We start from the raw sequence: 20,428 nt of genomic DNA on the forward strand, positions 1-20,428 counted from the left end.
ATGACCCTGTCGAACCCCGAACCCGTCGGCGACGGCAACGCCGCCGGCACCGACCTCGCGGCCGAGGCGCCCGTCGTCGCCGAGACCGCCCGCTCGCCCTGGTACCTGCGCCTGCCGGTGCTCAGCCACCTGCGCCGCAGCGTCGGTCTCCAGCGCGGCATGCTCATCACGGGCGTGGTGCTCGTGGCCGGGCTGCTGCTCACCGCCCTGTTCGCCCCGCTCCTGGCCCCGTACGGCTTCGCCGCGACCTCGGACGCGGCGGGTCCCTTCGGCACCCAGCGGCCCCCGTCGGCCGCGCACCCGTTGGGGACCACCGTCACCGGCTTCGACGTGCTCTCCCGCGTGATCTGGGGGACCCGCACGGCCGTGGCCGTGATGGTCTGCGCCGTCGCCGCCTCGCTCTTCGTCGGCGTCGCGCTCGGCCTGCTCTCCGGCTACATCGGAGGCTGGCTCGACCGGGTGCTGGTCATGCTGGCCGACGCGATCTACGCCTTCCCGTCCCTGCTGCTCGCGATCGTCATGTCGATCGTGATCTCCGGCGGGCAGTCCGACGCCTGGGGCGGCATCCTCGCCGCCGCGCTGTCCATCACCGTCGTGTTCGTCCCGCAGTACTTCCGGGTGATCCGCGCCGAGGTGGTGCGCCTGAAGGCCGAGCCCTTCGTCGAGGCCGCGAAGGTGGTCGGCACCGGGCACCGCCGCATCATGGGCACCCACCTGCTGCGCAACGCCACCCGCACCCTGCCGCTGATCTTCACCCTGAATGCCTCGGAGTCGATCCTGACCCTCGCGGCGCTGGGCTTCCTCGGCTTCGGCATCGAGCCCACCAGCGCCTCGGAATGGGGGTACGACCTCAACCGCGCCATGTCCGACGCGACCAGCGGCATCTGGTGGACCGGCCTGTTCCCGGGCCTGGCGATCGTGCTCGCCGTGCTCGGGGTGACGCTCGTGGGCGAGTCCGTCAACGACCTCAACGACCCGCGCCTGCGCACCCGCCGCCGGCGACGCAGCCCGAGGAGGGCCCGCGCATGACCCAGGCAGCCCCCGAGGCCGCATCCGAGACAGCGCCGCGGCTCGAGATCCGCGACCTCGACGTCCGCTTCGCGACCGACGCAGGTGAGGTGCACGCCGTGGACGGCGTGAGCCTCCAGGTCGCCCCGGGCGAGATCCTCGCCGTCGTCGGCGAGTCCGGCTCCGGCAAGTCCGTCACCGCCCGCTCCGTGCTCGGGCTCCTGCCCGAGACCGCCACGGCCGACGGGGCGGTGCTGGTCTCCGGCACCGATGTCGTGAGCCTCTCCGGCGCCCGCCTGCGGGCGCTGCGCGGCGAGGACGTCGCGATGATCTTCCAGGAGCCCTCCAGCGCCCTGAACCCCGTCTTCCCCATCTGGTGGCAGATGGGCGAGGGGCTGCGCGCCCACCGGCCCCGGATCAGCCGCAAGGAGATCCGCGCCGAGGCCGTGAAGGCGCTCGAGTCCGTGGGCATCCCCGATGCCGCCGAGCGCGTCGACCGCTACCCGCACGAGTTCTCCGGCGGGCAGAAGCAGCGCATCATGATCGCGATGGCGCTCACGCTCGGCGCCGAGCTGATCGTCGCCGACGAGCCCAGCACCGCCCTCGACGTCACGGTCCAGGCCGAGATCCTCGAGCTGCTGCGGGACGTGCGCGACCGCTTCGGCACCTCGATCATCGTCATCACCCACAACATGGGCGTGGTCGCCGACCTCGCCGACACCGTCGCCGTGATGCGCCACGGAAAGGTCGTCGAGCGCGCCGGGGTGCAGGAGCTGTTCGCGAGCCCGAAGCAGGAGTACACCCGCACCCTGCTCGCCGCCGTGCCGCACCTGGGCCGGCGCTCGGCCTGGACCGCCCTCGACCCGGCCGAACAGGCCGAGATCGAGGAGGCCGAACCGGTCGTCGTCGCGAAGGACCTCGTCATCGAGTACCCCGGGCGACTGGGCCGTGCGCCCTTCCGCGCCGTCAAGGGAGTGGACCTCACCCTCCGCGCCGGCGAGGTGTACGGGCTGGTGGGGGAGTCCGGCTCCGGCAAGACCACCATCGGCCGCGCCATCGCCGGGCTCGAGCGCACCAGCGGCGGCAGCCTCCGTGTGCTCGGGCACGAGATGAACGGCATCCGCGAGCGCGCGTTCCGCCCCGTGCGGCGACGCATCGGCTTCGTCTTCCAGGACCCGGCGACCTCCTTCAACCCGCACCTGACCATCCAGCAGTGCATCGAGGAGCCGCTCATCGTCCACGAGCGCTCCCTCTCCGCCCAGGAGCGCGGCAGGCGGGTGCGCGATCTGCTCACCGCGGTCGAGCTGCCCGGCACCTACGCCGGCCGGTACCCGCACGAGCTCTCCGGCGGGCAGCGCCAGCGCGTCTCCCTCGCCCGTGCGCTCGTGCTCGATCCCGAGCTGCTGATCGCCGACGAGCCCACCAGCGCGCTGGACGTGTCCGTGCAGGCCACCGTGCTGGACCTGTTCCGCGAGCTGCAGACGCGCCTTCGCTTCGCGGCGCTGTTCATCAGCCACGATCTGGCGGTCGTCGATTCGCTCGCCCACCGGATCGGGGTGCTCTACCGCGGGGAGCTCGTCGAGGACGGGCACGGCCCCGACGTGCTCCAGCGCCCGCAGCACGACTACACCCGCCGGCTCATCGCCTCGCTGCCGGTGCCCGACCCCGTCGAGCAGGCGCGACGGCGCGAGGCCTTCGCGGCCGAGTTCGGCGGCGGGGCGCGGTGAGCACAGGCTGCTGATCGCGGGGTGCTGATCACCGGCTGCTGATCACCGCGATCACGAGCCCCAGCAGCACGAGCACGCAGCCGAAGCCGTTCAGGAGCACGGCGAGGATGAGGTTCCGCCGTGCCTCCGGCCCGGACACGGGCTCGGCCGGGGGTGGGACGAAGTGCGCGGGACCCTCAGCGGGCTCCGACGGCGGCTCCTCCGGACTGCGGGCTCCCTCGGCCATGGCTGCTCCCTCCGGCGGTGGAGGTCCGCTCACTCCGCGGCGTGCAGCGCCTCCAGCAGGTCCTCACCGTACTCGGCGAGCTTCTTCGCGCCCACACCGCTGACGGTGCCGAGCGCGGAGACGCTCTGCGGGGAGGTCTCGACGATGCCGACCAGCGTCGCGTCGGAGAAGACCATGTACGGCGGGATCTGCTTCTCCTTGGCGACCGAGGTGCGCCAGGCCCGCAGGGCCTCGAAGCGCTCGCGCTGGGCGGGCTCGAGGGACTCGGCGGCGCGGGAGGCGCCGCCGGGGCGTCGGCCTGCTCCACGCGCCGCGCGCTGCGGGGTGCGGTCCTCGGCGAGCTCGACGGTGACCTCGCCGCGCAGCACGGGACCGGCGTGCGGGCCGGGGACCAGCACGCCGTAGTCGCCCTCGGCCTCGACGATCCCGCGGGCCAGCAGCTGGCGCAGGGTGCTGCGCCACTGCTTCTCGGTGAGCTCCTGACCGATGCCCCACACGCTGAGCTCCTCGTGCCGGTACTGGGTGGAGCGCTCGTTCTCGCGCCCGAGCAGCACCTCGATCACCTGCCCGGAGCCGAACTTCTGCCCGCGCTCGCGGTCCAGGCGGATCAAGGCCGAGAGCAGCTTCTGCGCGGGGACGGTCGCGTCCCAGGTGGTGGGCGGGCTGAGGCAGATGTCGCAGTTGCCGCAGTTCTCGGCACCGAGGTCCTGGCCGAAGTACCGCAGCAGCTGGACGCGCCGGCACGAGACCGTCTCGCACAGGGCGAGCATCGCGTCCAGGTGGGAGCGGGCGTTGCGCTTGAACTGCTCGCCGCCCTCGCCGGCGTCGATGAACCGCCTCTGGCTGACCACGTCGCCGAGCCCGTAGGCCATCCAGGCGGTGGAGGGCAGGCCGTCGCGCCCGGCGCGGCCGGTCTCCTGGTAATAGCCCTCGATGGACTTGGGCAGGTCGAGGTGGGCGACGAAGCGCACGTCGGGCTTGTCGATGCCCATGCCGAACGCGATGGTCGCGACGATGATCAGGCCCTCGGCGCGCAGGAACCGCTCCTGATGGTCCTGGCGCACGGCCGCGTCGAGCCCCGCGTGATAGGGGAGAGCCGGGATGCCGCGATCGGAGAGCCACTGGGCGGTGGTCTCCACGCTCTTGCGCGAGAGGCAGTAGACGATGCCGGAGTCGCCCTCGTGCTCGGTGGTGATCAGGCGCAGCAGCTGCTCGCGCGGGGAGTTCTTCGGCTCGATCCGGTAGCGGATGTTCGGGCGGTCGAAGCTCGAGACGAAGTGCTTCGCACCCTGCAGGTGCAGCCGCTCGGTGAGCTCGCGGTGGGTGGCCTCGGTCGCCGTGGCGGTCAGCGCGATCCGCGGCACGCCCGGGAAGGTCTCGGCGAGCATCGACAGGCCCAGGTAGTCGGGGCGGAAGTCGTGCCCCCACTGGGACACGCAGTGCGCCTCGTCGATCGCGAACAGGGCCAGCCGCGCCCGCTGCAGCAGCTGCACCGTGCGGGGGAGGACCAGCCGCTCCGGCGCCATGTACAGCAGGTCCAGCTCCCCGGCCAGCAGCTGCTGCTCCACCGCCTGCGCCTCGTGCAGCTCGAGGGTGGAGTTCAGGTACGCCGCCCGGATGCCCACGCCCTCCAGCGCCGCGACCTGGTCCGCCATCAGCGCGATGAGCGGGGAGACGACGATGCCCGTGCCGTTCCTCAGCAGTGACGGGATCTGGTAGCACAGCGACTTCCCGCCGCCGGTGGGCATCAGCACCACCGCGTCGCCGCCGCCCGCGACCTGGTCGATGATCGCGGCCTGGTCGCCGCGGAAGGCGTCGTAGCCGAAGACGCGCGAGAGGATCGCCAGCGCCTCGTCGGTGCGGCCCGCGTCGCCCTCGCGCAGCGCGGAGATCGGGTCGGCGTCGGCGAGCGGTTCGGGGGCGGAGCTCATGACCGACACTGTATGCGGGGCGGCCGACGCGGGCGCGCGCGGGGCGCGCGGGTGTGGACGGTGGGTGACGTCCGAGGAATGAGATCGCGCAGAGGGGGCGGGGTGAGGGCCTGTGAGGTCACCCACTCGCGTCGAGGTGATGCGGCACATCCGTGCAGGTCGTGGGCTTGCTTTGCGGCCGGGCCCCTGTCCGATCCGCGAAACGTCCCGTTCGGATGTCAGGGGGTCGGGAAAGGATCCGGGGAGATCGGAAGAACGCGTCGTGACCTGCACTGCGACCGTCCGATCTCCCCTTTTCCTTCGGACCGCCGAGGGCGCCCGATCCTCCGAGGAGACCCACGAGGTCGTCGTCCCAGCCTCCGCCCTATGGCGGATCCCCCGAGCAGCCGCCGGTCTCAGGCCCCCAGGGCCAGGACCAGGGTGCCTGGCAGCCGCTTCCGGGGTACGGAGCCCAGGGCGCGTCGCCCTACGGGGCACCGTCCCCGAACGCTCCCTATGGGGCTCAGCCGGGTTACTCGGCGCCGTCGCCGTACCCGCAGCAGGGACAGGGGCAGGCCGCCCCGTATGGCCAGCAGCCGTACGGTCAGCAGTCGCCATATCCCCAGGGGGCGCCCGCGCCGCAACAGGGACAGGGTGCGCACCAGCAAGCGCCATATCAGGCCGCCCCAGCACAGTTCGCTTCGACGCAGCACGCGCCGACGCAATTCCCGTCGATGCAGCCGCCGAAGGACTTCGTCGCCACATGGCTCCTGGCGCTGTTCCTCGGTTTCCTCGGAGTCGACCGCTTCTACCGCGGCTTCGTCGGACTCGGTCTCCTGAAGCTCCTCACCTGCGGCGGCGCGGGCATCTGGACGCTGGTCGACCTCGCGATCCTGCTCTTCACCGGTGGCCGTGACAAGACCGGCCAGCGCCTGGCGGGGTATGACAAGAACAAGAAGATCGCGTGGATCCTCACGCCGATCGTCCTGATGCTCGGCATGATTTTCGTCGCGGTGACCAGCGATGACTCCGGCAGCGACTCGGCATCGCCCGCGAGCCAGGAGGTCGTCGCGGTGGCGGAGGAAGAGCCGACGGAGGAGCCGGAGACCGCGGCGACCCCGAGCGGGCAGGCCACCACCGAGGAGGAGACCACCGAGGAGGCAGCGGCATCTCCCACCGAGGCGACCGCCGAGGAGGAAACGGAGGAGGCCGCTCCCGCCGCTGAGGCACCGGCGGACGTCCCTGCCGCCAGCAGGCGATGTCCGATGCTGTCGCCCAGGGCCGCGTGGATGCGGAGGCGGCGGAGACCGACCTCCAGCGCGCCAATGTGCTGAATGTCCGCAGCGATGCCATGTGCACCTCCGTGCCCGACGGTCAGGTGACCGACTGGGTCGGCACGGTCGTGACCGTCGATGCCAACGGTGAGGGCAAGGCCGTCGTGGTGGTCGCCATCGAGGAGGACATCGAGATCGGCACCTGGAACAACGCCTTCTCGGACATCGGCGACAACACCCTCATCGAGCAGGGCACCGAGCTGTACGACCTCGCCCTGGGCCTCGCACCGGGCGATGCCGTGAAGTTCTCCGGGACCCTGAAGTCGGGGGACGAGGCGAACGACGCCTGCTACTACACGTCCAACGTCACCGAGGCGATGTCGATCGACTCCCCGGACTACATCATCAACTTCTCGGACCTCCAGAAGGTCGGCTGAACAGGTCGATCGCTCGTGCAGGGGCCCCGGCGGACGCGCCGGGGCCCCTTGTGCGTCCTCCTGTGAACGCCGGTGCGAGGGCCCGCGAGCAGGTGCGATAGAAAGGCCCGGCAGAGCGAGAACGGCCTGGTCCGATGGCACGCGTCCCGCTCCCCAGCACCACGAGAGGACAGCAGTGAGCACCACTGAGACCCCGTCCGGCCCCGCAGGGCGCGTCGAGGGGAAGGTCGCCCTGATCACCGGCGCCGCCGGTGGCATCGGCGCGGCCACCGCCGAGCGCCTCATCGAGGAGGGAGCGCGCGTGATCGCCGCCGACCTCGAGCGCCGGCAGGACGCACTGGAGGCGCTGCGCGCCGCGCTGCCCGACCCGTCGGCCCTGCTCCCCGTGGTCGCCGACGTCACCGACCAGGCCTCGCTGGAAGCGGCGGTGGCACGGGGCGTCGAGGAGTTCGGCCGTATCGACATCCTCTTCGCCAACGCCGGTGTGCTGCAGTCCGAGGCACCGGTCGAGGACCTGCCCGAGACGACCTGGCAGACGGTGCTGGAGGTGAACCTCACGGGCGTGGTGAACACGGCGCGCGCCGTCTTCCCCGTCCTCAAGCAGAACCCGGACGGCTCGAGCGTCATCCTCGCCTCCTCCACCGCCGGGATCCGCGGAGGCGCCAACTCGACGGCCTACACGGCCTCGAAGACCGCCCTCGTCGGCCTCGGAGAGACCTGGGCCCACGAGCTGGGCCCCTACGGCGGGCGCGTGAACACCACGCACCCCACCGCCGTCGGCACCGAACTGGTGCTGAACAAGGAATTCATGCGCAAGCACCGCCCCGACCTCGAGGACCCCCGACCGGAGGACGTGGTCGACTCGTTCAAGAAGGGCAAGCTGCTGGACGTGCCGTGGATCGACCCGCGCGACGTCGCCAACGCCGTGCTCTTCCTCGCCTCCGACGAGGCCCGCTATATCACCGGCGTGCACCTGCCGATCGACGCGGGCTCCACCACCAAATGGGGCTGAGCCCCACGCCCGAGCCCCACCCCATGCCCGATAGACCGATCACCGGAAGGACACCCTCATGCCCGCTCTGACCCTCCAGGACCTGCTCGACCGCGCCGGCATCGACGACGCGATCAACGCCTACTCCCACGCCCTCGACCAGCGCGAATGGCGCTTCCTCGAGAAGGGCTTCACCAAGGACGCGCAGATCACCCTGCTCGACCGCGACCAGGTGCTGGACCTCGACGGCCTCGTCGAGCTGCTCTCCGGGAACGACGCGACCCGCCTCGGCGGCCAGCATCTGCTGGGCAACACCTGGTACGAGATCGACGGGGACACGGCGCATACGGTCACCGAGACCTACTGGACCACGCTGCAGACCTCCGAGGAGGCGGACCGCTACCTCCTCATCCGCGGCACCGCGATGTACGTCGACGACCTGGTCCGCACCGAGGACGGCTGGCGCATCGCCCGTCGTGCGCTCGCGCTCAAGTCCGTCACCCGCGACCTCGTGCCCGTGCGCGAGGACGACCTCGAGAACATCCGCCACACTCTGACCAAGGACTCCTGGTACAAGAGCTGAGCGCCGAGGCCCCTGAACAGCGGGGGCGGATCATCCCGCGCTGATCCGCTCCCACACCTCGGGCCCTCCCGCGTCCCAGATCTCCCCGCCGTCGCCGACCACGACGAGCAGGGAGCGGGCGCGGGAGAGGCCGACGTAGAGCAGCTGCGGGGCGCGCTCGGCAGCGCCGAAGCCGTTGACCGCGAGCACCACCACCGGGCGCTCGAGCCCCTTGAAGTTCAGCACGTGCCCGTAGAACACCTCCTCGCCGGCGAAGAACCCGTCCCAGTAGCCGTCGAAGCCCTCGAACTCGACCTGCGACTTCTGCTCCGGGTGGCGGCTGCCGGTGGCGAGCAGGGCGATGTCGCCCGGCGCCCACCCCTCGCTGATGAGCTGCTCGACGACGTCGTCGGCCGCGGCGAGCGCGTCCGCCGTCGGGGCGGCGACGTACCGCACCGGGGCGCCGTCCTCCATCCGGGCGCGCTGCTCCAGCGGGGTCAGCGGCGCGAAGGTGCGGGCGATCGTGCGGGTGTTGCGCAGGTTGTCGTCCAGCGGGAAGGGATTCAGGGTGATCGGGGCGCGGCCCTCGCGGTCGAAGACCGTCTGGTGCTGATCGGCGAACACGAACAGCACCCCCTCCTCGGGGTCGCGCAGGCACCGCTGCAGCCCGTCCCACCACACGTCCGCGAAGTCCTGCGCCTCGTCCACCACGATCGCGTCGAACAGCTCGTCCTCCGACTGCGTGGCGGCCAGCTCGGCCAGGCGGCGGGGGAGGTGCTCCTCGTAGTACGTCGCCGCCGGGCCGTCGAACTCGTCCTCGGGCTCGGCGCCCCAGTGCACCGGCAGGTCGTGGAAGAGCCCCACGAACGCGGGCCGCTCCTGCTCGGGCCAGGTCCCCGAGAGCAGCTGGAAGTGGCGGGCGAGGCCCCGCGAGTAGCACAGCAGCGCGGTGCGGAAGCCGTCCCGGGCGAGGGTGCGGGCCTTGATCATCGCCAGATGCGTCTTGCCCGAGCCGGCGCCGCCGATGATCTGGGCACGGTGCTGGAAGCGCAGCAGCGCGATCGCCCGCTCCTGCTCACGGGTCAGGGCATTGCCCTCGTCGGCGATCTCCCGGGCGAGGACCTGGTGGTTCTCGATCGCGCGGTGGCTGCGGCGCAGCATCTTCACCGCGTGCGCGCACTGCTGGGCGTCCAGCGGTGCCAGGCCGTCCCGGGTCTGGGTGCGCATCGCGCCGACGATCCCCTCGGCCAGGCGCGACATCTCGGTCGCGTCCAGGACCAGGCGCCGCGACGCCTCGGGGGTGCGCCAGTCCGGCGGCAGCTGCGTGTAGGGCAGGGCCACCATGTGCACCGCGCGACCGACCGGGCGGGAGGACGTGGAGGCCAGGTACTCCAGGATCCGGTGCTTGGCGCGCTGCGCCTGCGCGATCGGGGAGCGGGCCAGCTCGTGCGTCCCGCGGCGGTCCGCCTGGTACCAGCGCCCGTCCCGCAGCGAGACCCGGCCGCCCTTCACCTCGATCACCGCGATCCCGATACCCGGCCACAGCACGAGCAGGTCAGCCTCGACCTCCTCCCCGTCGGCCGTGACCCGCTGCCCGGCGATCAGGACGGCATCGTCCGGCAGCTGCTCGAGCAGGCCCTCCCACACCTCCTGCTCGGCGGTCGAGGCGAACTCCGGGGCTGCGGGATGGCAGAGCGGCATGGGACTCCTCGGCGGGAAGCGCGGCGGTGCGACGGCTGCGTGGCTCTGGCCAGGATATTCGGGACCAGCGGGCCATGGTCCCCTACGCTCGAGGCATGGCCAGGAGACCCCGGATCCCCCAGCGCGCGCGACGCACGCCCTCCGCGCAGAGGAAGCTCGAGCAGCACATCGCCGTGTTCGGCGAGAGCGGCAGCGGGAAGACCGTGCTGCTGTCCTCGTTCTACGGCGCCTCCCAGGAGGCCCTGTCGGCCGACGCGGGCGGCGCCGACCCGGGCGCCGGGCGGCGCCTCTACGACCTCGTCGCCGACGACACCACCCAGGGCGACCGGCTGCTGAAGAACTACTACCGCATGGGCAGCTCCGCCGAGGTGCCCGCTGGGAACCGCTTCCGCGCCGAGCCCTACCGCTTCACCCTGTCGCTCAAGAGCGCCCCGAGCTCCGCCGAGCGCAAGGCGATGCCCTTCGAGGCGCTGCAGCTGGTGTGGCACGACTACCCCGGCGAGTGGTTCGAGCGCTCGGTCAGCGGCCCCGAGGAGGAGCGGCGGCGCGTCGAGGCGTTCCGCAACCTCCTCGTCTCCGACGTGGCGCTGCTGCTCGTGGACGGGCAGAAGCTCGCCGACACCGCGGGGGAGGAGGAGCGCTACCTCAAGTCCCTCTTCCACACCCTGCGCACCGGGCTGCTGCGCCTGAAGGACGACATCCTCGTGGACGGCAAGGAGCTCGTGCAGTTCCCCCGCATCTGGGTGGTGGCGCTGTCCAAGGCGGACCTGCACCCGGACATGGACGCCGCCCGCTTCCGCGCGCTCGTGCTCGAGAAGGCCGCGGACGAGCTCGGCCAGCTGCGCGAGAGCATCGAGTCGATGGTCGAGGGGGACGACGCGCTCGCCGTGGGCGAGGACTTCCTGCTGCTCTCCTCCGCCCGCTTCGAGCCCGGACGCATCGACGTCGCCCAGCGCATCGGCGTGGACCTGCTGCTCCCGCTCGCCGCGATGCTGCCCTTCGAGCGGCACGTCGCCTGGGCGCGCAGGCGGGAGATCCCTGCCCGGGTGGCCAAGGACCTCCTCGGCCACGCCGGCGAGATCTCCACCGCCGCGATCGCGGTGGCCATGTTCGCGGGGAGGCACAAGCTGCCCGGACGCCTCGGCGCGATCGCCGCCGTGCTCGGCCCCCTCAGCGCCCTGCTCTCGCGCGACGAGGTCAGCGACGCCGCCTCGCTCGCCGGGGAGAAGCTCGCCGCCGTGCATGAGCGGGCGGTCGAGAAGAAGCAGAACCTCGCGGCGATCCTCAGCGGCTTCAAGATCGAGCTCGAGCGCGGCGAGAAGGACGGCGTGTGGCTGCGGAGCCGGCGATGATCCTCCTCTGGGCGACCCGGGGGAGGAGCTGGGGGTTCCGGTTCCTGCCCGTCGGGCGGGGGGCGGCCGACGGGATGGCGGCCGACGGGGATCCGCTCGGCCTCTACGAGCGGGCCTTCGCCGGTCACGAGGACGGGGACGAGGGCTGCTGGGCCGGCGCCGACGGGCTGACCGCCGTGCGCCTGAGCGACCCCGAGGGCCGACGTGACGAGGCAGGACGCGTGATCCCGCACGAGTTCGTGCTGCGCGGCGAGGAGGTGCGGACCGTGGAGGACGCGCTCGCCGCGGTGTGGCCTCGAGTCGCCGCGCAGTACGCCGAGGTCTGGGACGGACCGCGGGACTGAGGGACCGCTCTGGTAACTGCGAAGTCCGCGATGCGGACTTCTGGCGCCGTGCGGGCTGGGTCCGGCGCGTCGCTCCGTCCGGCCGCTGTGCTGGGCGTCACCTGGGCAACTCCTGGACAGGTGCTTCATCTGTCGGACGGCTGTCCTAGATTCCTCAATGCAGCCCCAAGCGGCTGGTCAGCACCCTGATCAACCGCCGCGGCCCTCTCCGCGCAACGATGCGGCGTTGGGCCCACGCACCCGCAGCAGGCCGCTCTCCCACTCTCGGCCTCGGCATCCGCATGAGGCCCCGCCAGTGCGCCCCGAAAGGTCTCGCCGTGAACACGAATGTTCCTCCGTCCCAGGATCCGGGCACCCCGGATCCGTCGCCCGCGCCCCAGAACGGCGGCCCCGTTCCGCCGCAGGGCTCGCCCGCACCCCAGTACGGCGCGCCGCAGGGCCAGTACCCCGGCCAGCCGGGCCAGTACCAGGCCCCGCAGGGACAGTACCCCGGACAGCAGGGCTAGTTCCCGGCGCCCCAGGGTCAGGCTCCCGCCGAGAAGCCCAAGCGCAAGAAGAAGGGCCTGATCGCGGCCGGCTGCGGCTGCCTCGCCCTGTTCGTGATCGGCATCGCAGGCTGCACGGCGATCATGGCCAACAGCGGCTCCGGCGACGGCGACGCGGACCCGGTCTCCTCCGAGACCACCACCGCCGCGCCCGCCGAGGAGGAGGCCACCACCGAGGAGGTCGCCGCCGAGGAGGAGGCGACCACCGAGGAGGCCACGACCGAGGAGGAGGCCGCGGCCGCCGAGGGTGACGTGCCCGCCGAGTACACCTCCGCGCTGAACAGCGCCGAGTCCTACGCGGACGTGATGCACATGTCCAAGCAGGCCATCTACGACCAGCTCACCTCCGAGTACGACCAGTTCTCCGAGGAGGCCGCCCAGTACGCGGTCGACAACCTCGACGTCGACTGGAACGAGAACGCGGTGCGCGCCGCCGAGTCCTACTCGGAGAACCTGCACATGTCCAAGCAGGGCATCTACGACCAGCTCACCTCGGAGTTCGACCAGTGGACCGAGGAGCAGGCCCAGTACGCGATCGACAACATCGAGGCGGACTGGAATGCGAACGCCCTCGAGTCCGCGAAGGTCTACCGCGACGAGCTGGAGATGTCGCCGGAGGCCATCCGCGACCAGCTGACCTCCGAGTACGGTGACAAGTTCACCCAGGAGGAGGCGGACTACGCCGTGGAGAACCTCGACGGCTGAGCTGTCTGAGCGCTCCGCATGACCCGCAGGGGCGGGGTCGGCACCGAGAGTTGACGGCCCCGCCCCTGCGGCGTCGGGCGCTCTAGAGTTGTGCGGGCCTGCGGGACGGTCGGGATGCGCAGGAACGCTGAGAGGAGGGGGGAGCGCCATGGCGATGAGCCAGCAGACGGCCACGTTCCTGCTGTCGCTGCCGCCGGTGCGCGGCGGGGTGTCGCTCATGTTCCTGCTCAGCCTGGGAACGGTCTTCATCGACGACGAGATGGGACTCGCGGGGCGCCTCGGTCTCGCCGTCGTGCTCCTGCTCCTCGGCACCGTGATCTGGGCGGTGACGCTCCGCGGATTCGTCCGGGACGTGCACGAACCGCGACGGCTCGAACACGGGGAAGTGGTCGTCGCCGCCCGGCCGCGCGGTGCGGCACGGGTGCTCTCCTGGATCGCGCTCGGAGTGCTCGTCGTCGGCCTGCTGATGCTGCCGTCGCTGCTGGACCGGGACCTGCTGATCCTCCCCGCGCTGGCCGCGACCCTCGTCGCGCTCTGCCTGGCCACCGCGCTGCCGAAGCTCAGTCGTCGCTTTGTGGGACGCGCAGGCCAGGTCGCCGTCTCCCCGGTGGGGCTGCAGCTCCTGGATCCGAAGGGCGCCGAGGTCGCCACCATCCCCTGGGCTGCTGTCGGGCCCGTCGGCACCGACGACCGCGTCGCCCGCTCCCTCGAAGCGCCCGGTGCCGAGCAGCTCGGCGAGCGGGTCCGCTGGCGGGCGGGCGCCCGCGAGGCCGTCGCGCGATGGACGAAGGTCGGCTTCTCGCCCGACGCCGGCGAGGTGCGGGCGCTCGCCCTGCCGAGGGAATGGTCCGAGGACCCGGCCGCTCACGGACGGCGGTGGACAGAGACCCTGGCGTCGCTCGCGGTGTTCGCGTGGGCGAGCCTTGTGTGTGCTCTCCTGCTCGGAGCCATGGTCTTCGCCGTGGGATCCGGTCAGGCGCCCTGGTGGATCCTGGCGGTGCTCGGCTGGGCACCGGTGATCGCGCTGGTGATCCTCGTGCCGCGCGTCGTCCGAGTGGTCCGCGGCGGCCTACCCGCGCCGGCAGGGCGGGGCGGACGCTCGGCACTCCTCGCGGAGGCGACCGCCCGCGGATGGGACGACCGGCTCCACGGACAGGGCCTCGTGCCCTGGGAGGACATCGAGCGGCTCGAGATCCACGGTGGGCACACGCTGGTGATCTCCCGCGAGGCGGCACCACCGTTCCGCGACCACGACCTCGGCAACCGGATGAACCATCGCCTGGAGACGGCGATGGACAGCTGGCCGGGCGGGATGCGGATCCGCAGCGCCGGGCCGCTGTTCCGCGAGATCGGCCCCCGGCACCTTCCCTACGACCCCGGCAGCGGTGCCTTCCTCCAGGCGGAGCGAGCGGGCCGGGAGGGCTGGGCCGAGGTGCGCCGCGCGGCGACGACCCCCTGATCGCCCACCCGGCCCGCCGGCTCAGGCGGCGGGATCGGCGAAGCTCGCGACCCGCACCGCAGTCGCCTCCGGGTCCCCGCCGTCGTGGGAGCGCTGGGTCGTCCAGAGGTCATCGCGGTCGAAGGTGCCGGCGATGTCGGTGCTGGACAGCAGCAGCGAGCCGTCCTCGCACTCGTACCAGCTGAACATCCCCTCGGGCTGCCCGTTCGCGTTGTCGTGCATCGTGGTGGTGCAGGAGACGTCGTCCGGGAGGACCACCTCGATCGGCGTCGGATCCTGGCTGCGCGCGATCGGCAGCTCGGTCGACGTGGCCGTGGGCGAAGGGAAGCGGACCGCGACCCGGTCGCGCACGTTCGTGATGCACAGGACCTGCTCGCCCTCCTCGAGCGCGCAGGCGATCGCGCTGTCGGCGTTCGCGCCGCACGAGAACACCTCGTCGCTCTCGGAGAAGATCGAGGCGTCGATCGCGAAGGCGCAGACGTCGTCGTCCCGCTCCTCGATCGTCCAGGAGTCGTCCACCCAGAGCCCCTGGACCGTGGTGCCGCCGCTGGTGTCCGAGTCGGAGTCGTCCTCGCTGTCGGAGTCGTCCTCGCTGTCGGAGTCGTCCTCGGATGCGGTGCCGTCCTCCGTCGGTTCCTCCGTCGTGCTGTCGCTGGTCGGCTCCTCCGTCGGCTCGTCGCTCGAATCCTCTGTCGGCTGGTCGCTCGGCTCCTCCGTCGGCTCCTCGGCGACCGACGAGGAGCTGGGCGCGGCGTCCGTCGGCCCCTCCTCGCCCCCGCCACCGGAGCAGGCGGAGAGCCCCAGGACCAGAGCCGGAGCCGCGAGCGCGGCGAACGTGCGTCGGATGTATCGCATGATGAACCCCTGTGGCATGGACCCGGCATGGCGGATCGACCTGAGGCGCGCGACCCCCGCGCGCCGCCCCCTCGCGGCGTCCGGGTTCCCCACCGGACGGCCCGACTGTGAGGGCGAGCACATCGTCGCCTGCAGAGGCGCGGCGGCGCAATGGCCCGCCGGGCCGGAACTGTGCAGGAGTGGTGGAGGTTCCGTCCGTGCGATAGCCCTCAGCGCCTGTCCTGGGGGATCAGCGCTTGTGGTAGAGCGCGCGGCGCAGGAAGCGCGGCTCGGAGGTGACCTCGATGCCGAGACTGCGGAAGATGCCCTCGTCCACGGTGCCGAGGATCGTGGTGGTGTGCACGTCGCAGCCCGCGAGCCGGCGCAGCTGGTCCACCGCACGGCGGGCGTTCTCGTCACTCGATGCGGAGACCGACAGCGCGATCAGCACCTCGTCGGTGTGCAGACGCGGATTGCGGGAGCCGAGGTGCTCCGTCTTCAGGGTCTGGATCGGCTCGATCGAGTCAGGGGAGAGCAGCTGGACCTCGTCCGGGAGACCCGCCAGATGCTTCAGCGCGTTAAGGAGCATCGCCGCCGAGCAGCCCAGCAGCGCCGAGGTGCGCCCGGTGATCACGGTCCCGTCGGCCAGCTGGATCGCCGCACCGGGCTCGCCCGTGCGGGCCTCGACCGCGAGCGCCGGCGCCACCACGGCCCGGTTCTCGGTCGTGCAGCCCGCGCGGGACATCACCATCGCCACGCGCTGGGAGACCTCGTCGTCCTCGTCGTTGATCCGCTCGTGCATCACTGCCCGGTAGTAGCGGCGGATGATCTCCTGCCGCGCCGCCTCGCGGCACGCCTCGTCGTCCACGATGCAGGAGCCGGCGAGGTTCACCCCCATGTCGGTGGGGGAGGAGTAGGGGGACGACCCGGTCAGGCGCTCCAGCAGCGTGCGCAGCAGCGGGAACACCTCGACGTCGCGGTTGTAGCTGGTGACCTGCTCGCCGTAGGCGGCGAGGTGGAAGGGGTCGATGAGGTTCACATCGTCCAGATCCGCGGTCGCTGCCTCGTACGCGAGGTTCACCGGGTGCTCGATCGGCAGGTCCCAGATCGGGAAGGTCTCGAACTTCGCGTAGCCCGCCGCGATCCCGCGCTGGTGGTCGTGGTAGATCTGCGAGAGGCAGGTGGCGAGCTTGCCCGAGCCCGGGCCCGGTGCGGTCACCACGATCAGGTCGCGGCTGGTCTGCGAGTACTCGTTGGCGCCGAAGCCCTTCTCCGAGACGATCCGGGCGGTGTCCTGCGGGTACCCGGGGATCACGCCGTGGCGGGCCACCTTCAGGCCCAGCCGCTGCAGGCGCTCCACGAAGGCGTGGGCGACGTGGTTGCCCTCCTCGAGCTGGGTCAGCACCACGTTCTCGACCAGGAAGCCGCGCTCGCGGAACACGTCGATCAGGCGCAGCACGTCGTCCTCGTAGGGGATCCCGAGATCGGCGCGGACCTTCTGGCGCTGCAGGTCCTTGGCGTTCAGGCACACCAGGATCTCCAGCTCGCCCTTCAGCCGCTCGAGCATCGCGATCTTGTTGTCCGGGGTGAAGCCCGGCAGCACCCGCGAGGCGTGGTGGTCGTCGAAGAGCTTCCCGCCCATCTCCAGGTACAGCTTCCCGCCGATCTCCTCGCGGCGATGCTGGATGTGCCGCGACTGGAGCTCGATGTACCGCTCGCGGTCGAAACCGATCGCGGGTCGGGGGGACGGGGAGCCGGGGCGGGGATCCTGGACGGTCACCACGGCAACGTAGCACCGCCGGGATGACGGAGCGTGACACGCAGGAGGCGCTGTGTCCGAGGTCCCGCCTACGCTCGAGGCATGCCTGCCGAGACGCCTCCTGAGACCATCGACGCCGAGCTCATCGACGCCGAGCACTTCGAGGGGGTGATCGTGGGCGGCGGGCCCCGCGGCGTCGCCACCGTGCTGCGCACCGTCGCCCGGCTGCGCGCCGAGGATGCTGCGCCGCTGCGCCTTGCGATCCTCGACGCCGTCGCCGTCGGCCCCGGCGCGACCTGGCGCACCGACCAGCCAGCGCAGTACCTCAACAACACCCAGGCCGATGCGACCACCGTCCACCCCGACGGCTCGACCCGCATGAGCGGCCCGCCCGCGCCCGGGCCCGACCTCGTGGACTGGGCCCGGCGGGTGCGGGCCGACGGGAGCCATCCCGCCGGGGACTGGGTGATCGAGGAGGTCTCGGAGCTCACCGGCGCCACCTTCCCCAGCCGCCGGCTCCAAGGCGCGTACTTCCGCGACCAGCTCGATGCCGCGATCGCGACCGGCGGGGTGGAGCTCACCGAGGTCGTCGGCCGCGTCGTCGACCTCGAGCGCATCGACTTCGAGAGCACGGACGCGCTCACCGCCGTCGTCCTCGAGGACGGCCGACGGCTCGCCGCTCCCACCGTCGTCCTCGCCCAGGGGATGGTCCAGGCCCGGCGCAGCCCCGAGGTGCAGCGCCTCGTCGAGTTCGCCGCCCGCCACGGCCTGCGCTATGCGGAGCCCGGGATGCCCGCCGAGCGCGACTACAGCGGGCTTCCCGCCGGGGAGACGGTGCTCGTGCGCGGCCTCGGCGCGAACTTCTTCGATGTGATCGGTCAGCTCGTCGCCGAATGGGGCGGCACCTTCGAGCCCGTCCCGGGGGACGCGCGCGGACGGCTGCGCTACGTGCCGAGCGGCCGCGAGCCGGTTCTCGTCGCCGGCTCCCGGCGCGGTGTCCCGTATCGCGCGAAGCCCGATGGCGGCCGGTCCGTGCGTCCGTTCGCGCCCCGCTGGGCGGTGGACGAGTGGTTCGACGCCCTCGCCGAGCGGGCCGACGTCGACTTCGCCGAGGAGGTGTGGCCTGTGCTCGGGCGCGAGTTCGCCCGCGTGTACCTCGAAGCGCTCACGGAGCTCGAGCCCTCGGCGGTGTGCGGCGACTGGCTGGCCGGCCTGGATGCCGCGGAGACCGTCGAGGAGGTCGACGAGGTGCTCGAGGCCGCGATCGGCGAGGACGCCTGGGCCTGGACGCTCGAGGAGCTGCACCGTCCCACCCACGGGGAGCCGGTCTCGGCCGAGGACTGGGCGCGCCTGGTGCGGCGACTGGTGAAGGACGAGCTGGGCTCGATGTCCGACCCCTGGCGTCACCCGCGCGCCGCGGTCAACGGGGCGATGGGAGCGCTGCGTCGGAAGGTGTGGCGCCTCACCGCCCGCGGAGCGTTCTCCGGGCAGTCGCTGGCCCGGGAAGTGCTCGGCTGGTTCGACGGCGACTCCCTCGCCCTCGCCTCCGGCCCGCCCGCGGACCGCGCCCGGCTGGTCCTCGCGCTGCTCGAGGCCGGGGTGATCCGCCTGCTCGGCCCCGGGATGACGATCACGGCCGACGAGGACCGCGGACTCCTCCGCGCCTCCTCCCCGCTCACCGGCGAGGTCGTCGACGCCCGGGTGCTGCTCGAGACCCGCATGTCGAAGGGGCGGGTCACGGACACCGACGACCCGCTGCTGCGCGCCCTCCTGGACTCAGGGCGCGCCCGGATCCACACGGTCGACGCCGTGCCCACCCACAGCCTGGAGACCAGCCTCGCCGAGCGCTCCGAGGACGCCCGCGGCGGGTTCAACCTCGTCGCCGCCGACGGGAGCATCGATCCGTCGGTCGTCGTGCTCGGCATCCCGGCGGCGAGCACCCAGCCCGGCTCCGCCATCGGCGCGACCCCCGGCGTCCCCTCCCCGCTTCTCGCGGGGGCCGACGTCGCCGCGCGGCAGATTGTCGCCCGGGCTCAGATGTCCCGGAACGTCTCGATCTGCGCGCCGAGTCCGTTCAGCCGCTCGGCCAGGTCCTCGTAGCCGCGGTTGATCACGTAGATGTTGCGCAGCACCGAGGTGCCCTTCGCCGCGAGCATCGCCAGCAGGATCACCACGGCCGGTCGCAGGGCCGGCGGGCACACGAGCTCCGCACCGCTCCAGCGGGTCGGGCCCTCGATGAGCACCCGGTGCGGGTCCATCAGCTTCACGTTGGCGCCGAGCTTCGTGAGCTCGGTGAGGTAGATCGCGCGGTTCTCGTAGACCCAGTCGTGCAGCATGGTCTGGCCCTCCGCGGTCGCCGCGATCACGGCGAAGAACGGGAGGTTGTCGATGTTCAGGCCCGGGAAGGGCATGGGGTGGATCTTGTCCGTCGGCGCCTTGAGGTCCGAGGGGTGGGTAGTGATGTCCACCAGGCGGGTGCGGCCGTTCTCCGCCGGGTACTCCTCGGAGCGGTCGTAGCGCAGCCCCATCTCCTCGAGGATCGCCAGCTCGATCTCCATGAACTCGATCGGCACCCGGCGCACCGTGATTCTCGAGCGGGTCACGATCGCCGCGGAGATCAGGCTCATCGCCTCGATCGGGTCCTCGCTCGGCGCGTAATCCACGTCGGTCGCGATCGCGGTGGTGCCGTGCACGGTAAGGGTCGTGGTGCCGATGCCCTCGATCCGCACGCCCAGCTTCTCGAGGAAGAAGCACAGGTCCTGGACCATGTAGTTGGGGCTGGCGTTGCGGATCACGGTCTCGCCGTCGTGGAGCGCCGCGGCGAGCAGGGCGTTCTCGGTGACGGTGTCGCCGCGCTCGGTGAGCACGATCGGGCGGCGCGGGCCGACGCCCGCCTCGGTGGTGGCCTGGTAGTTGTGGTCGGTCGCGACGACCTGGAGTCCGAAGTGGCGCAGCGCCGTCATATGCGGCTCGACGGTGCGGGTGCCGAGGTCGCAGCCGCCGGCGTAGGGGAGCTGGAACTTCCCGGCGCGGTGCAGCAGCGGGCCGAGGAACATGATGATCGAGCGGGTGCGGCGGGCGGCGGCCTCGTCGATCGTGGTGAGGTTCAGGACCTCGGGGACCTGCAGCTCGAGGTCGTTGTCCTCGTTCATCCAGCGGGCCTTCACACCGATGGAGGTGAGCACCTCGAGCAGGCGGTTGACCTCCTCGATGCGCGCCACCTTGCGCAGCACCGTGGTGCCGGTGTTCAGCAGCGAGGCGCACAGCAGCGCGACGCCCGCGTTCTTCGAGGACTTCACGTCGATCGCGCCGGACAGGGTGGTCTCCCCGTGCACGCGCAGGTGGCTCGGGCCGGAGGTGCCCATGCCCACCAGCTCGGAGTCCAGCGCCTGGCCGATGCGGGAGATCATCTCCAGGGTCAGGTTCTGGTGGCCCTTCTCGATGCGGTTGACCGCGCTCTGGCTCGTGCCGAGCTGCGCGGCGAGCTCCGCCTGGGTCAGTCCCGAGTGCTGACGGGCGTCGCGCACGAGCGCACCGATCCGGGGGAGGAAGTCAGAGGTCTCCGTCGTCGAAGTCATGGGCAGACCGTAACTC

At 71.8% G+C, this 20,428-nt stretch carries 18 protein-coding genes; 12 read left to right on the forward strand and 6 right to left on the reverse strand.

Annotation, left to right across the window (positions count from 1 at the left end):
* Complete coding sequence (locus HNR70_RS05340; protein ID WP_184324739.1) at window positions 1–1,029, forward strand: ABC transporter permease; 1,029 nt, start codon at window positions 1–3, stop codon at window positions 1,027–1,029.
* Entirely contained in the window at window positions 1,026–2,735 is a 1,710-nt protein-coding gene (locus HNR70_RS05345) for a dipeptide ABC transporter ATP-binding protein (RefSeq protein ID WP_184324740.1), read from the forward strand. Before HNR70_RS05340 ends, HNR70_RS05345 begins: the two co-directional genes overlap by 4 nt.
* A 28-nt stretch (window positions 2,736–2,763) precedes the next feature.
* Here the strand turns inward: HNR70_RS05345 and HNR70_RS05350 are convergent, their stop codons facing one another.
* Both HNR70_RS05350 and recQ read right to left on the reverse strand, forming a co-directional pair.
* Window positions 2,764–2,961: a hypothetical protein gene (locus HNR70_RS05350; protein WP_184324741.1), complete on the reverse strand. Its 198-nt coding sequence runs from the start codon at window positions 2,959–2,961 to the stop codon at window positions 2,764–2,766.
* Between the two features lie 29 nt (window positions 2,962–2,990).
* Entirely contained in the window at window positions 2,991–4,892 is a 1,902-nt protein-coding gene (recQ, locus tag HNR70_RS05355) for a DNA helicase RecQ (protein WP_184324742.1), read from the reverse strand.
* A 713-nt stretch (window positions 4,893–5,605) separates the two neighbouring features.
* On the opposite strand from recQ, the gene HNR70_RS15810 reads away from it, so the two are divergent.
* The 4 genes from HNR70_RS15810 to HNR70_RS05375 all read left to right on the forward strand — a co-directional run bounded on the left by HNR70_RS15810 (window position 5,606) and on the right by HNR70_RS05375 (window position 8,156).
* Window positions 5,606–6,205: a TM2 domain-containing protein gene (locus HNR70_RS15810; protein WP_246375155.1), complete on the forward strand. Its 600-nt coding sequence runs from the start codon at window positions 5,606–5,608 to the stop codon at window positions 6,203–6,205.
* 17 nt (window positions 6,206–6,222) lie between these two features.
* A complete protein-coding gene (locus HNR70_RS05365; protein ID WP_184324743.1) occupies window positions 6,223–6,582 on the forward strand; it encodes a hypothetical protein in 360 nt (119 codons plus the stop codon).
* A 175-nt stretch (window positions 6,583–6,757) separates the two neighbouring features.
* On the forward strand, window positions 6,758–7,594 hold the full coding sequence (locus HNR70_RS05370) for an SDR family oxidoreductase (RefSeq protein ID WP_184324744.1): 837 nt from the start codon (window positions 6,758–6,760) through the stop codon (window positions 7,592–7,594).
* Between the two features lie 58 nt (window positions 7,595–7,652).
* On the forward strand, window positions 7,653–8,156 hold the full coding sequence (locus HNR70_RS05375; protein WP_184324745.1) for a nuclear transport factor 2 family protein: 504 nt from the start codon (window positions 7,653–7,655) through the stop codon (window positions 8,154–8,156).
* Between the two features lie 30 nt (window positions 8,157–8,186).
* Here HNR70_RS05375 and HNR70_RS05380 read toward each other — a convergent pair whose 3' ends face one another.
* Window positions 8,187–9,836 (reverse strand): NERD domain-containing protein, encoded by a 1,650-nt coding sequence (locus HNR70_RS05380; RefSeq protein WP_184324746.1) that lies wholly within the window; start codon window positions 9,834–9,836, stop codon window positions 8,187–8,189.
* Window positions 9,837–9,931: 95 nt separating this feature from the next.
* On the opposite strand from HNR70_RS05380, the gene HNR70_RS05385 reads away from it, so the two are divergent.
* From HNR70_RS05385 to HNR70_RS05405, 5 genes are all read left to right on the forward strand, one after another.
* On the forward strand, window positions 9,932–11,188 hold the full coding sequence (locus tag HNR70_RS05385; protein ID WP_184324747.1) for an ATP/GTP-binding protein: 1,257 nt from the start codon (window positions 9,932–9,934) through the stop codon (window positions 11,186–11,188).
* A complete protein-coding gene (locus HNR70_RS05390; protein WP_184324748.1) occupies window positions 11,185–11,532 on the forward strand; it encodes a hypothetical protein in 348 nt (115 codons plus the stop codon). The genes HNR70_RS05385 and HNR70_RS05390 overlap by 4 nt, the downstream gene beginning before the upstream one ends.
* A gap of 317 nt (window positions 11,533–11,849) precedes the next feature.
* Window positions 11,850–12,038, forward strand: coding sequence for a hypothetical protein (locus HNR70_RS15815; protein ID WP_184324749.1), 189 nt, complete (start codon window positions 11,850–11,852; stop codon window positions 12,036–12,038).
* 93 nt (window positions 12,039–12,131) lie between these two features.
* Window positions 12,132–12,782, forward strand: a complete 651-nt coding sequence (locus HNR70_RS15820; protein ID WP_312857572.1) for an Ltp family lipoprotein — start codon at window positions 12,132–12,134, stop codon at window positions 12,780–12,782.
* A 154-nt stretch (window positions 12,783–12,936) separates the two neighbouring features.
* Window positions 12,937–14,241 (forward strand): hypothetical protein, encoded by a 1,305-nt coding sequence (locus HNR70_RS05405; RefSeq protein ID WP_184324750.1) that lies wholly within the window; start codon window positions 12,937–12,939, stop codon window positions 14,239–14,241.
* 21 nt (window positions 14,242–14,262) lie between these two features.
* Here the strand turns inward: HNR70_RS05405 and HNR70_RS05410 are convergent, their stop codons facing one another.
* Both HNR70_RS05410 and HNR70_RS05415 read right to left on the reverse strand, forming a co-directional pair.
* A complete protein-coding gene (locus tag HNR70_RS05410; RefSeq protein ID WP_184324751.1) occupies window positions 14,263–15,096 on the reverse strand; it encodes a hypothetical protein in 834 nt (277 codons plus the stop codon).
* A gap of 229 nt (window positions 15,097–15,325) precedes the next feature.
* Window positions 15,326–16,855 carry a DUF1846 domain-containing protein gene (locus HNR70_RS05415; protein ID WP_312857573.1) on the reverse strand — a complete coding sequence of 510 codons (1,530 nt, stop codon included), beginning with the start codon at window positions 16,853–16,855 and terminating at the stop codon, window positions 15,326–15,328.
* Window positions 16,856–16,936: 81 nt separating this feature from the next.
* Between HNR70_RS05415 and HNR70_RS05420 the strand changes: the two genes are divergently transcribed.
* Window positions 16,937–18,934: an FAD/NAD(P)-binding protein gene (locus HNR70_RS05420; protein WP_184324752.1), complete on the forward strand. Its 1,998-nt coding sequence runs from the start codon at window positions 16,937–16,939 to the stop codon at window positions 18,932–18,934.
* Here the strand turns inward: HNR70_RS05420 and HNR70_RS05425 are convergent.
* The gene (locus HNR70_RS05425) at window positions 18,868–20,412 is read right to left on the reverse strand and encodes a UDP-N-acetylglucosamine 1-carboxyvinyltransferase (protein ID WP_184324753.1); all 1,545 of its coding nucleotides are present in this window, start codon (window positions 20,410–20,412) and stop codon (window positions 18,868–18,870) included. The two genes, HNR70_RS05420 and HNR70_RS05425, sit on opposite strands and share 67 nt — an antisense overlap.
* Window positions 20,413–20,428 lie beyond the last annotated feature (16 nt).

The sequence above is a fragment of the Brachybacterium aquaticum genome, from assembly GCF_014204755.1.
GTDB classification, from domain to species: Bacteria; Actinomycetota; Actinomycetes; order Actinomycetales; family Dermabacteraceae; genus Brachybacterium; species Brachybacterium aquaticum.